General features: G+C 60.9%; 10 protein-coding genes. 6 read left to right on the forward strand and 4 right to left on the reverse strand.

Going from position 1 to position 12022, the window contains the following annotated elements:
• The first annotated feature begins 12 nt into the window (after positions 1 to 12).
• Together L8K08_RS21815 and L8K08_RS21820 are read left to right on the forward strand one after the other, a co-directional pair.
• On the forward strand, positions 13 to 1161 hold the full coding sequence (locus L8K08_RS21815; protein ID WP_242199888.1) for a pyridoxal phosphate-dependent aminotransferase: 1149 nt from the start codon (positions 13 to 15) through the stop codon (positions 1159 to 1161).
• Entirely contained in the window at positions 1149 to 1940 is a 792-nt protein-coding gene (locus tag L8K08_RS21820) for an amidohydrolase (protein WP_145164189.1), read from the forward strand. The genes L8K08_RS21815 and L8K08_RS21820 overlap by 13 nt, the downstream gene beginning before the upstream one ends.
• Positions 1941 to 2099: 159 nt before the next feature.
• Here the strand turns inward: L8K08_RS21820 and leuA are convergent, their stop codons facing one another.
• From leuA to L8K08_RS21840, 4 genes are all read right to left on the reverse strand, one after another.
• A complete protein-coding gene (gene leuA, locus L8K08_RS21825) occupies positions 2100 to 3779 on the reverse strand; it encodes a 2-isopropylmalate synthase (protein ID WP_083356880.1) in 1680 nt (559 codons plus the stop codon).
• Between the two features lie 324 nt (positions 3780 to 4103).
• Positions 4104 to 4925: a peptidoglycan DD-metalloendopeptidase family protein gene (locus tag L8K08_RS21830; protein WP_145164186.1), complete on the reverse strand. Its 822-nt coding sequence runs from the start codon at positions 4923 to 4925 to the stop codon at positions 4104 to 4106.
• 3 nt (positions 4926 to 4928) lie between these two features.
• Positions 4929 to 6308: an exodeoxyribonuclease VII large subunit gene (gene xseA / locus L8K08_RS21835; protein WP_242199889.1), complete on the reverse strand. Its 1380-nt coding sequence runs from the start codon at positions 6306 to 6308 to the stop codon at positions 4929 to 4931.
• 10 nt (positions 6309 to 6318) lie between these two features.
• Positions 6319 to 7209: a LysR family transcriptional regulator gene (locus tag L8K08_RS21840; RefSeq protein ID WP_242199890.1), complete on the reverse strand. Its 891-nt coding sequence runs from the start codon at positions 7207 to 7209 to the stop codon at positions 6319 to 6321.
• 99 nt (positions 7210 to 7308) lie between these two features.
• On the opposite strand from L8K08_RS21840, the gene L8K08_RS21845 reads away from it, so the two are divergent.
• The 4 genes from L8K08_RS21845 to guaA all read left to right on the forward strand — a co-directional run bounded on the left by L8K08_RS21845 (position 7309) and on the right by guaA (position 11953).
• Complete coding sequence (locus L8K08_RS21845) at positions 7309 to 8076, forward strand: sulfite exporter TauE/SafE family protein (protein WP_242199891.1); 768 nt, start codon at positions 7309 to 7311, stop codon at positions 8074 to 8076.
• A gap of 92 nt (positions 8077 to 8168) precedes the next feature.
• Positions 8169 to 8717 carry a hypothetical protein gene (locus L8K08_RS21850; RefSeq protein WP_025859262.1) on the forward strand — a complete coding sequence of 183 codons (549 nt, stop codon included), beginning with the start codon at positions 8169 to 8171 and terminating at the stop codon, positions 8715 to 8717.
• A 104-nt stretch (positions 8718 to 8821) separates the two neighbouring features.
• Entirely contained in the window at positions 8822 to 10291 is a 1470-nt protein-coding gene (gene guaB / locus L8K08_RS21855) for an IMP dehydrogenase (protein WP_016977684.1), read from the forward strand.
• Positions 10292 to 10375: 84 nt separating this feature from the next.
• A complete protein-coding gene (gene guaA / locus L8K08_RS21860) occupies positions 10376 to 11953 on the forward strand; it encodes a glutamine-hydrolyzing GMP synthase (RefSeq protein WP_145164180.1) in 1578 nt (525 codons plus the stop codon).
• The last annotated feature ends 69 nt before the right edge of the window (positions 11954 to 12022 follow it).

Below are 12022 nucleotides of genomic sequence, written 5' to 3' on the forward strand. Positions count from 1 at the left end.
AAGGGGGCTCCCATGATCACCAGCAAGCTGCCGAATGTCGGTACGACCATTTTCACCACCATGTCGCAACTCGCTGCCGAGACCGGCGCGCTCAACCTGTCCCAGGGCTTTCCCGATTTCAATGGCCCCAAGGCGTTGCTCGATGCGGTGGGCCAGCACGTTGCCAGCGGGCATAACCAGTATTCACCGATGACCGGCCTGCCGGCCCTGCGCCAGCAAGTGGCGGCCAAGATCGCCCGCAGCTATGGCGCTACGGTTAACCCCGACAGTGAAGTGACCATTACTCCCGGTGCCACTGCCGCGATTTTCTGTGCGATTCAGGCGGTGATCCGCAACGGCGATGAAGTCATCGTGTTCGACCCCTGCTATGACAGCTACGAGCCCTCGGTCGAACTGGCTGGCGGTCGCTGCGTGCATGTACAGCTGAGCCTGCAGGGCTTCTCCCTGGACTTTGAAAAGATCAAGGCCGCGCTGTCGCCGCGCACACGCATGATCATCCTCAACACCCCGCACAACCCAACCGGCGCACTGATCAGCCGCGCCGAACTCGACCAGTTGGCCGAATTGGTCCGCGACCGCGATATCTATCTGGTCAGCGATGAAGTCTACGAACACTTGGTGTTCGACGGCGTGCCCCATGTCAGCGTGTTGGCCCATGAAGAACTGTATCAGCGTGCGTTCGTGGTCAGCTCTTTCGGCAAGACTTACCACGTCACTGGCTGGAAAACCGGCTACGTGGTCGCGCCACCGGCGCTGACCGCTGAACTGCGCAAGGTGCATCAATATGTCAACTTCTGCGGCGTAACCCCTTTGCAGTACGCTTTGGCGGACTTCATGGCCGAACACCCGGAACATGTCGAAGAGTTGCCGGCTTTCTACCAGGCCAAGCGCGACCTGTTCTGCGACTTGCTGGCGCCGTCGCGCTTCAGCTTTGCCCGGGTGACCGGTACTTACTTCCAATTGGTGGATTACTCACAGATTCGCCCGGACCTGGATGACGTCGCCATGTCGCTATGGATGACCCGCGAGCACGGCGTGGCGACGATCCCGGTCTCGGTGTTCTACCAGAACCCACCCCAAGGCCAGCGCCTGGTGCGCCTGTGCTTTGCCAAACGCGAGGAGACGCTGCAACAAGCAGCCGAAAAACTATGCGTGATCTGAGTGCATTACCCAACCTGAACATCGCCCTGGTGCAGACCAGCCTGGTGTGGCATGACCGTCAGGCCAACCTGGAACATTTCGAGCTGTTGCTGGAGCAGGCCAAAGGGGCCGATCTGATTGTGCTGCCGGAGATGTTTACCACCGGGTTTTCAATGGAGTCGGAAACCCTGGCTGAACGGGAAAACGGCCCGACCCATCATTGGCTCCAGGCCCAGGCGGCGAAGTACAACGCCGTGATCACTGGCAGTGTGATTATCCAGGCCGCCGATGGCAGCCATCGCAACCGCCTGCTGTGGGCGCGGCCGGACGGCGAGGTGTTGCACTACGACAAGCGCCACTTGTTCCGTATGGCGGGCGAGCACGACCACTACACGCCGGGCGAGCGCCAGGTGCAGTTCGAATTGAAGGGGTGGCGTATTCGGCCGTTGATTTGCTATGACCTGCGCTTCCCGGTGTGGAGCCGTGATGCTCAGGACACTGACTTGCTGCTGTACACCGCCAATTGGCCGGGTGCACGGCGCCTGCACTGGAACCGTTTGCTGCCAGCGCGCGCGATCGAAAACCTGTGCTACGTGGCGGCGGTGAATCGAGTAGGCACGGATGGGAAGGGTTTTGCCTACACCGGAGACAGTCAGGTGCTGGATTTTCAGGGTGAGACCTTGCTGAGTGCAGGGGAGGCGGATGGCGTGTTTCAGGTGTGCCTGGAGGCGGCGGAGCTGGCGGCGTATCGCGAAAAATTTCCGGCGAACCTTGACGCAGATAGGTTTGAGTTTGTCTGAAAGACCGCTTTCGCGAGCAAGCCCGCTCCCACATTTGGAATGCATTCCCCCTGTGGGAGCGGGCTTGCCCGCGAAGAGGCCATCAGCATCACCACAGATCTAAAGTAAAAAGGCCCCTGAGTGCTCACCCAGGGGCCTTTTGCATTCCTACGAACCGGCTTACGCCGCTTTCGCTTCCTGCTGGCTCAACGAGCGGTTCAGCGCACTGAACAGCGCCTTGAAGCTGGCCGTGGTGATGTTTTCATCAATGCCCACGCCATGCACCGGACGCTCGCCATTCACACGCAGCTCAATGTAGGCCGCCGCCTTGGCGTTGGTGCCTGCACCGATGGCATGTTCGTTGTAGTCCATGATCTCCACACCAATCGGCAAGCCAGCCACCAGCGCTTCCAGGGCGCCGTTGCCTTTGCCTTTCCAGTGCAGGTTGGTTTCGCCCTGGCCTTTGCCCGAGACTTCCACTTCGACAAAGCTGTTGCCGTTTTCTTCCTGCAGACGATGGCTGACCAGCGCGTACGGCGTGTTGGCTTGCAGGTATTCACGCTGCAGCAAGGCGTAGATCTGTGGCGCGGTCATCTCAAGACCCACGCGGTCGGTTTCAGCCTGGACCACCTGGCTGAATTCGATCTGCATGCGGCGCGGCAAGCTGATGTCGTATTCCTGCTCCAGCAGGTAGGCGATGCCGCCTTTGCCCGACTGGCTGTTCACACGAATCACCGCTTCGTAGCTGCGGCCAATGTCGGCCGGGTCGATCGGCAAGTACGGCACTTCCCACAGCGCGTCGGCCTTCTGCTGGGTGAAACCCTTGCGAATCGCGTCCTGGTGGGAGCCGGAGAACGCGGTGTGCACCAGGTCGCCGACGTACGGGTGGCGTGGGTGCACCTGGATCTGGTTGCATTCCTCGACGACTTTGCGCACGCCGTCGATGTCGGAGAAGTCCAGTTGTGGGTCGAGACCCTGGGTGTACATGTTCAGGGCCACGGTCACGAGGTCGACGTTACCGGTGCGCTCGCCGTTGCCGAACAGGCAGCCTTCGACACGGTCGGCGCCAGCCATCAGGCCCAGCTCGGTGGCGGCTACGCCGGTGCCACGGTCGTTGTGGGTGTGCAGGCTGATGATCACGCTGTCGCGGCGGTTGATATGACGACCGAACCACTCGATCTGGTCGGCATAGATGTTCGGCGTTGCGCACTCAACGGTGGCGGGCAGGTTGAGGATCATCTTGTGCTCAGGCGTCGGGTTCCACACCTCGATCACCGCGTCACACACTTCCTTGGCGAACTCCAGCTCAGTAGCGCTGAAGGTCTCCGGGGAATATTCGAAGGTCCACTGGGTTTCCGGCTGCTGGGCGGCGTATTTGACGAACAGCTTGGCGGCGTTGACCGCGATGGCTTTGATACCGTCCTTGTCCTGGTTGAACACGATGCGGCGGAAGGACGGCGAAGTGGCGTTGTACAAGTGCACGATGGCCTTTTTGGCGCCGCGCAGGGATTCGAAGGTGCGTGCGATCAAGTCTTCACGGCCCTGGGTCAGCACCTGGATGGTGGTGTCCTCGGGGATATGGTTGTCTTCGATCAGGGTGCGCACGAAGTCAAAGTCGGTTTGCGAGGCGGCCGGGAACGAGGCTTCGATTTCCTTCACGCCTACCGCAACCAGGGTCTTCCAGAAACGCAGTTTTTTCGCGGCGTCCATCGGTTCGATCAGCGACTGGTTGCCATCACGCAAGTCGGAACTGCACCAGATCGGCGCTTCGGTGATGGTTTTCGACGGCCAGGTGCGGTCCGGGATATCGATGGTCGGGAACGCACGGTACTTCGAAGACGGGTCTTTGAGCATGCTCATCGGGAAATCCTTTGTTGTAGGGGCCGAGAAAAGGCGGCCTGCCGTAGAACTGTTTTTAGGGATAAAGCAAGAAGACGAGGCAGATCGATTCAGCCTGGCAGTCGTGCGCTGACGAGGCACAGGCTGCGGTGCTGGCGGAGCTGAATGAGGGTGTGAGAGGTTTTCATAAGCTCAACCCTAACCGCCGGGGTGAAAGATGGCAAGCTGTCGAGAAAAATTGAGATAAGTTCTGCTATTGGCGTGGAAAACGAGATCTTATGGTTTGGAATTAGCTGCAGGCTCGTTTTAATTGCGCGCCCTTGATCGGGCGCGCAATCGCTTCATTCAGGGCTGGAACGCGCCGATGAAGATCGCCGGGTCGACCCGTGCATCGTTGAGGCTGATGTTCCAATGCATGTGCGGCCCGGTCGCGCGGCCCGTCGAGCCGACCTTGCCCACCACCGCGCCGCGCGCCAGTTGGTCGCCCACCTTCACATCGATCTTCGACATATGGCAGAACATGCTGATAAAGCCCTGGCCATGGTCGACAAAGACGGTGTTGCCGTTGAAGAAGTAGTTGCCGGTAAGGATGACTTTACCGGCCGCCGGGGTCTTGATCGGCGTGCCGGCACCGACAGCGAAGTCGAGGCCCGAGTGCGGGTTGCGCTCCTCGCCGTTAAAGAACCGGCGTACGCCAAACTTGCTCGACAGCGGCCCGTTCACGGGTTTATCCAGTAGCAGGTTGCTGGGCGTGTTCGGACTGAAACTGCGGTAAGCCTTGAGCTGGACCGCCAGTTCGCCCTCGATTCGCTTGAGCTGTGCGGGGTCCGGATTGACCTGGCTTTTGTTTTTCAGGGTGATGTGCTGCTCGGGGTATTTCTTGAAGCCCACCACGAACGGCAGGGTTTGCCCACCGCTGGTGAGGCGTTGGGTGCCGGGTTTAACCGTCAGAGGAATCCCGACAATCGCCAGCCAGGTGTTCTGTTCCTTGACCACTAACACCGGCCTGTTCTGGTAGGTGGCTTTCGGCGCGGTTGCCGACGTACCCAGATCGACCACTGCGACGCCACCCGGCACCGGCTTGTTCAGCAGCCGAGTGATGTAGCTGTCGGCGTGGGCATTGAAGGTGAGGCACAACAGCATCAGCAGGCTAAATAGACGGGGCATCAATCAATCCAATAACGAAAGGGTGACGGGCGTCAGGTGGTTATCTTCCACCCGCACCTGCAATTGGCCTTCACCGAGGCGCGCGCTCAGGCGCTGGCCGGTGTGGGTTTGTGCGGCGTTGCGGATCGCCTGGCCACGCTCGTCCAGCAAAATGCTGTAGCCACGGCCCAGGGTCGCCAGTGGGCTGACCACTTGCAGCGTCTGCACCTGGCTTTGCAGTTGCAAGCGACGCGCCTTGAGGCCTTCGCGCATGGCGCGCGGCAGGCGTTCGGCGAGGCTGTCCAGGCGCTGGCGCAGCAGGGCCAACTGACGGCCGGGGTGCTGGCCGGCGAGGCGGGTTTCCAGGCGTATCAGGCGTTCACGGCGGGTATTGAGGCTGCGTTCGAAGGCGCGGCGCATGCGCATGTCCAGGTCATCCAGGCGCTGGGCCTGTTGGCGCAGACGTTCGCCGGGGTGACGCAGGCGGCGGGCCATGCCTTCCAGGCGCAGGCGCTCGTGACTCAGGCGATTGCGCATCAGCATCACCAGGCGGCGGTGCAGGTTTTCGACCTGGCGCACCAAATGGCTGGCATCGGGGGCGAGCAATTCGGCGGCGGCGGAGGGCGTGGGCGCGCGCACGTCGGCCACGAAGTCGCAGATCGACACATCGGTTTCATGGCCGACGGCGCTGACAATCGGCGTCACACACGCGTCCACCGCGCGGGCCACGGCTTCCTCGTTGAAGCACCACAGATCTTCCAGAGAGCCGCCGCCGCGAGCGAGGATCAACGCGTCGAAGCCGCGCGCGTCGGCCAGCTTGAGGGCGCGCACAATCTGCGACACGGCCTCGCGGCCTTGCACGGCCGTGGGGATCAGCGTTAATTCAACGTTCGGCGCGCGGCGGCCGAACACGCTGATGATGTCGCGGATCACCGCGCCTGTGGGCGAGCTGATGATGCCAATGCGCCGAGGGTGCGCCGGCAGCGGCACCTTGCGGTCGGCACTGAACAAGCCTTCGGCGCTGAGCTTTTCCTTCAACGCATCAAAGGCCAGGCGCAGCGCGCCATCACCGGCGGGCTCTACGGTGTCGAGGATCAATTGATAGTCGCCACGGCCCTCGAACAGCGAGACCTTGCCGCGCACTTTGACCGCCAAGCCATCCTTCAAGGCCTGGCGCACCCGTGCGGCGTTGTTGCGAAACAACGCGCAACGCACTTGGGCGCCGCTGTCCTTGAGGGTGAAGTACACATGGCCGGACGCCGGGCGGGCGAGGTTGGAGATCTCGCCTTCGACCCAGATATTGGTGAACACGTCTTCCAGCAACACCCGCGCACGGCCGTTGAGCTGGCTGACAGTCAGGACTTCGCGGTCCAGGCCCAGACGGGCAAAAGGATCTTTAATCATGGGCGGCAGTTTATAGGCATTCGCGCAAGGTTTGGCAGAATTGCTCGACCAGCGCGCTCGGCGTCTGCGCGCAGGCCAGGGCCACGGTGCTGAGGCAGTCCGGATCAGCCAGGGGCAAAAAGTGCAGGTTGGCGGGGGCGATGTCCTGCATGGATTTTGGTAACAAGGCAATTCCGAAGCCGGCCTGGATCAGTTGCAGCTGCGTGGTTTTGCGTGACATCACCCGTGCAGCCTTGGGGAAAAATCCGGCGCGCATGCAGAGTTCGGCTGACAGATAACTCAGGCCGCCGCGCTGAGGATGGGGGATCGAGATAAACACTTCGTCCTTGAGCTGTTCCAGTTCGACAGGTGCATTGCTGCGGGCCAGCGCGTGGTCAGGCGGCACAGCCAGCACCAGCTGTTCGCTGTACAAGGGCACCACCCGGACACCTTCGCGTTGGCGCAACACCGGCAAGCGCAACAGCCCGACTTCAAGCCGACCTTCGGCGATTTCTTCAAGTTGCGCCTCGGAGGACAATTTGACGATGTCCATCGACACGCCAGGGCAGCGCTCCAGCCAGGTGCTGATGGCTTTCAACAAGTGCCCGCTCATCGGCACGGTGCTCGAATGGCTCAGGCGCAACGTGCCCAGCTGGCCATTGCCCACCTGGGTGGCCATTTCGCTGGCCTTGAGCAACTCGCTCAGCAGGTTGCGCGCCCGTGGGTAAAAGGCTTCGCCGGCCGCCGTCAGCCGGGGTTGGCGCGTGGTGCGTTCGAACAGTGGCGTTTGCAGCTGGCTTTCCAGCTCCTTGATTTGCCGGCTCAGGGCCGATTGCGCCACAAACAGGCGTTCGGCGGCGGCGCTGAAGCTGCCGCTGTCGGCGATTTCGACGAAGTAGCGCAGTTGGCGAGTGGAAATCACGCGTCATGCCTTTTCGAGATAAGTGGAGGGCTTTGAAGATATTAGTCGCAACACTCGTCGATGGCTAAAGTGACCGTCATCTCTTTCAAGGAAGTGCCCATGAGCCCGGTTGAGCTGATGAGTCAGTGGTCGTTCAGCGGCGTTGATTGGCTGGTGATCTGCCTCGGCATTGTCGTGGCCTACGTCGTGTTTGGTATCGCAGGCTTTGGTACGGCGCTGGTCGCGGGGCCGATCCTGATTGTGTTTATGCCGTTGTCGAAACTTATCCCGCTGCTGGTGTTGCTCGACTTTGTCGCGGCCTTTGGCAACCTGCTGCAATCGCGGCGGGAGGTGAACAAGCCGGAGCTGTTGCGGTTGCTGCCGTGCATGGCCATTGGTTGCACGCTTGGGGTGGTGTTTTTGCTCAATCTGCACTCGGACCTGTTGCTGCTGTTGATGGGGCTGTTTATCAGCGCCTATGCGATTTACAGCCTGGCGGTAAAGGCGCGGCCGACGCAGCTGGCGGCGGGCTGGTCGATTCCCATGGGCACGGTCGGCGGGTTGTTTGGTGCATTGTTTGGCAGTGGCGGCTTTTTATATGCGATCTACCTGAGCAGTCGTTTGCCCAAGGACGCGGCGCGGGCCACGCAAAGTGCGTTGATCAGTTGCAGCACCGTGGTGCGCTTGAGCCTGTTCCTGATTGCCGGGGTGTACGCGGACTGGCCGCTTTTGCTGTTGGCGCTGTGCCTGTTGCCGTCGATGGCCTTGGGGCTGTGGGTGGGGCGCAGGCTGACGATGCGTATGTCGCGTGAAGCCTTTGTGCGGTTGGTGACGTGGCTGGTGCTGGCGAGCGGCCTTGCGTTGATTGCCCGTTACTTGAGTACTTGACCTGTGGGTATCAGGGATTAAGCTGCCGGGCTCTGGGGTCTTAATCGCGGGCTTGCCCGCGATGGGGCCAGAAGCCACACCGCAGGACTCTCATGAACTCCCAAAGCATCCTTGTCCCGAAAATTTCCACCTTGCCCGTCCACGAGCCCCGCGCGCGGGCAATCGTGCGCTGGCTGGTGCGCAAGAACATCATCAAGGAAGAGCTGACCACCTGCGGGCGCACCGGCAATCGCATGGGCTACGCCCTGGCCGACGGCGCCCGTGCCGTGGTGCTGCACCCCGAAGCGCTGCCGTTCAACGAGCCGATCAATGGCCTCGAGATTATCTACAAACGCTGCATCTACACGCCGGCCAAAGGCTTTCTCGAAGAAGCCGGCTGCCCTGAATGCCTCAAGGAAGTCGGCGAGGCACTCTTCGAAAGCCTGGAAGACTGGATGCCCGGGCACACCGACAACTTCACTTGCCCGCTGTGTGGGCATGAAGATGACATCAACGGGTTTCTGTTCCTGCAGGAATGCGGGTTTTCCAATCTGGGGTTCATTTTCAACAACTGGGCAGAGGCGGGCTTCAAGCAGAGCTTTATCGACGAATTTGCCGATTGGTTGGACCAGAAGATGAGTTGGGTCAAAGTCGAGCTTTAACCCTTCTATCAGTATTACCAAGTTTGTCAGAGTTTTACATTGAGCCTGACAGGGTGCATGTATATAATGGCGCGCTTCCATTTTCCCGCTCGGGAGCCCCCGCGATGCTGCGTATCAGCCAAGAAGCTCTGACATTCGACGACATTCTCCTAGTGCCCGGTTATTCCGAGGTACTTCCTAACGAAGTCAGTCTCAAGACCCGCCTAACCCGTGGCATCGAGCTGAATATTCCCCTGGTTTCTGCTGCCATGGACACCGTCACCGAAGCCCGTTTGGCAATCGCCATGGCTCAGGAAGGCGGCATCGGCATCATCCACAAGAACATGACCATCGAGCAGCAAGCTGCCGAAGTGCGCAAGGTCAAGCGTTACGAAGCCGGTGTGGTGAAAGATCCAATCACCATCGAAGCCGACGCCACCGTGCGTGACCTGTTCGACCTGACCCGCCTGCACAACATCTCCGGCGTTCCGGTGCTGCACGATGGCGACCTGGTCGGCATCGTCACTTCCCGCGACGTGCGTTTCGAGAACCGTCTTGAAGTCACCGTCCGCGAAGTGATGACGCCTAAAGAGCGCCTCGTGACTGTCAAGGAAGGCGCCGACAAGAACGATGTGCGCGAGCTGCTGCACAAGCACCGCATCGAGCGCGTGCTGATCGTCGACGACAAATTCGCCCTCAAAGGCATGATGACCGTCAACGACATCGAAAAAGCCAAGGCTTACCCGCTGGCCAGCAAGGATGACCAAGGTCGTTTGCGCGTTGGCGCTGCGGTCGGCACCGGTAAAGACACCGGCGATCGCGTTTCGGCCCTGGTCGCTGCCGGCGTTGACGTGGTGGTGGTCGACACCGCCCACGGTCACTCCAAAGGCGTGATCGACCGCGTGCGCTGGGTCAAACAGAATTTCCCTGACGTGCAAGTCATCGGCGGCAACATTGCCACCGGCGCTGCCGCCAAGGCCCTGGCCGAAGCGGGCGCCGACGCCGTCAAGGTCGGCATCGGCCCGGGCTCGATCTGCACCACGCGTATCGTCGCCGGTGTGGGCGTGCCACAAATCAGCGCCATCGCCAACGTCGCCGCTGCCCTTGAAGGCACCGGCGTGCCGTTGATCGCCGACGGCGGCATCCGTTTCTCCGGTGACCTGTCCAAGGCCATCGTCGCTGGTGCTTCCTGCGTGATGATGGGCTCGATGTTTGCCGGTACTGAAGAAGCGCCTGGCGAGATCGAACTGTTCCAGGGTCGTTCGTACAAGGCTTACCGCGGCATGGGTTCGCTGGGCGCCATGTCCCAGGCGCAAGGCTCTTCTGATCGCTACTTCCAGGACTCCTCGGCAGGCGCCGAGAAGCTCGTACCGGAAGGCATCGAAGGCCGTGTGCCGTACAAAGGCACCCTGAGCGCGATCATCCATCAACTGATGGGCGGCCTGCGTTCCTCGATGGGCTACACCGGCAGCGCCGACATCGAAGAAATGCGCACCAAGCCTGAATTTGTACGGATCACCGGCGCCGGCATGGCTGAATCCCATGTCCACGACGTGCAGATCACCAAGGAAGCGCCAAACTACCGCGTAGGTTGAGGCTTCCAGCAAAATGTTAAGTAACCGGGGCTGTTTTATTCAGCCCCGAGTTGTTTCTGAATTACATAGACGAGACTGATCCTCATGGCCCTCGACATTCACGCCCACCGCATTCTGATCCTCGACTTCGGTTCCCAGTACACCCAGCTGATCGCCCGCCGCGTGCGCGAAATCGGTGTGTACTGCGAACTGCACCCGTTCGACATGGATGACGAAGCGATTCGCGAATTCGCCCCTAAAGGCGTCATCCTCGCCGGTGGCCCCGAGTCCGTGCACGAAGCCAACAGCCCGCGCTGCCCGCAAGCCGTATTCGACCTGGGCGTGCCCGTCTTCGGTATCTGCTACGGCATGCAGACCATGGCCGAGCAACTGGGCGGCAAGGTTGAAGGTTCCGAGCTGCGTGAATTCGGTTACGCCCGTGTTGATGTGGTCGGCAAGAGCCGCCTGCTGGACGGCATCGAAGACCACATCGACGCCGACGGCCTGTTCGGCCTCGACGTGTGGATGAGCCACGGTGACAAGGTCACCAAGATGCCGGAAGACTTCCACATCCTGGCCAGCACCCCGAGCTGCCCGATCGCCGGCATGTTCAACGACGAGCGCGGCTACTACGGCGTGCAGTTCCACCCGGAAGTGACCCACACCAAGCAAGGCGGTCGCATCCTGTCGCGCTTCATCCTCGACATCTGCGAGTGTGAAGCCCTGTGGACCCCGTCGAAGATCGCTGAAGACGCCATCGCCCAAGTGCGCGCCCAGGTCGGCACCGACAACGTGCTGCTCGGCCTGTCCGGCGGCGTTGACTCCTCGGTAGTTGCTGCCCTGTTACACAAAGCCATCGGCGACCAGTTGACCTGCGTGTTCGTCGACAACGGCCTGCTGCGCCTGCACGAAGGCGAGCAAGTGATGGCCATGTTCGCCGAGAACATGGGCGTCAAGGTGATCCGCGCCAACGCGGAAGACCAGTTCCTGAACAACCTGGCCGGCGAGTCCGATCCAGAGAAGAAGCGCAAGATCATCGGCCGCACCTTCATCGACGTATTCGATGCCCAGTCCAACAAATTGGACAACATCAAGTACCTCGCCCAGGGCACCATCTACCCTGACGTGATCGAGTCGGCTGGCGCCAAGAGTGGCAAGGCTCACGTGATCAAGTCCCACCACAACGTGGGTGGCCTGCCTGAGGAAATGAACCTCAAGCTGGTAGAACCGCTGCGCGAGCTGTTCAAAGACGAAGTCCGCCGTCTGGGCCTGGAACTCGGCCTGCCGTACGACATGGTCTACCGCCACCCATTCCCAGGCCCGGGCCTGGGCGTGCGGATCCTCGGTGAAGTGAAGAAGGAATACGCCGACCTGCTGCGTCGCGCCGACCACATCTTCATCGAAGAACTGCGCAAAGCCGACTGGTACCACAAAGTCAGCCAGGCATTCGTGGTGTTCCAGCCGGTGAAATCGGTGGGCGTTGTGGGCGATGGCCGTCGTTATGCGTGGGTTGTTGCACTGCGTGCGGTGGAAACCATCGACTTCATGACCGCCCGTTGGGCACACCTGCCGTACGAGCTGCTGGAGACTGTCAGCGGCCGTATCATCAATGAGATCGAAGGTATTTCGCGCGTGACGTATGACGTGTCGAGCAAGCCGCCGGCGACGATTGAGTGGGAGTAATAGGGCGCCCTGCACTGACTAGAGTGCAGCGCTAGATTCGTACTAGCGCGGGAAGGGTTTTAGCCAATG

Origin of the sequence: Pseudomonas sp. TREG-RG-20F-10-E-6-01 (assembly GCF_022662455.1) — a bacterium.
Lineage (GTDB): Bacteria > Pseudomonadota > Gammaproteobacteria > Pseudomonadales > Pseudomonadaceae > Aquipseudomonas.

What these genes read in the sequence shown, in the direction of transcription:
- leuA (WP_083356880.1), bottom strand. Translation starts at nt 3,779, where the DNA reads ATGAGCATGCTCAAAGACCCGTCTTCGAAGTACCGTGCGTTCCCGACC.
- L8K08_RS21815 (WP_242199888.1), top strand. Translation starts at nt 13, where the DNA reads ATGATCACCAGCAAGCTGCCGAATGTCGGTACGACCATTTTCACCACC.
- guaA (WP_145164180.1), top strand. Translation starts at nt 10,376, where the DNA reads ATGGCCCTCGACATTCACGCCCACCGCATTCTGATCCTCGACTTCGGT.
- guaB (WP_016977684.1), top strand. Translation starts at nt 8,822, where the DNA reads ATGCTGCGTATCAGCCAAGAAGCTCTGACATTCGACGACATTCTCCTA.
- xseA (WP_242199889.1), bottom strand. Translation starts at nt 6,308, where the DNA reads ATGATTAAAGATCCTTTTGCCCGTCTGGGCCTGGACCGCGAAGTCCTG.
- L8K08_RS21830 (WP_145164186.1), bottom strand. Translation starts at nt 4,925, where the DNA reads ATGCCCCGTCTATTTAGCCTGCTGATGCTGTTGTGCCTCACCTTCAAT.
- L8K08_RS21850 (WP_025859262.1), top strand. Translation starts at nt 8,169, where the DNA reads ATGAACTCCCAAAGCATCCTTGTCCCGAAAATTTCCACCTTGCCCGTC.
- L8K08_RS21845 (WP_242199891.1), top strand. Translation starts at nt 7,309, where the DNA reads ATGAGCCCGGTTGAGCTGATGAGTCAGTGGTCGTTCAGCGGCGTTGAT.
- L8K08_RS21820 (WP_145164189.1), top strand. Translation starts at nt 1,149, where the DNA reads ATGCGTGATCTGAGTGCATTACCCAACCTGAACATCGCCCTGGTGCAG.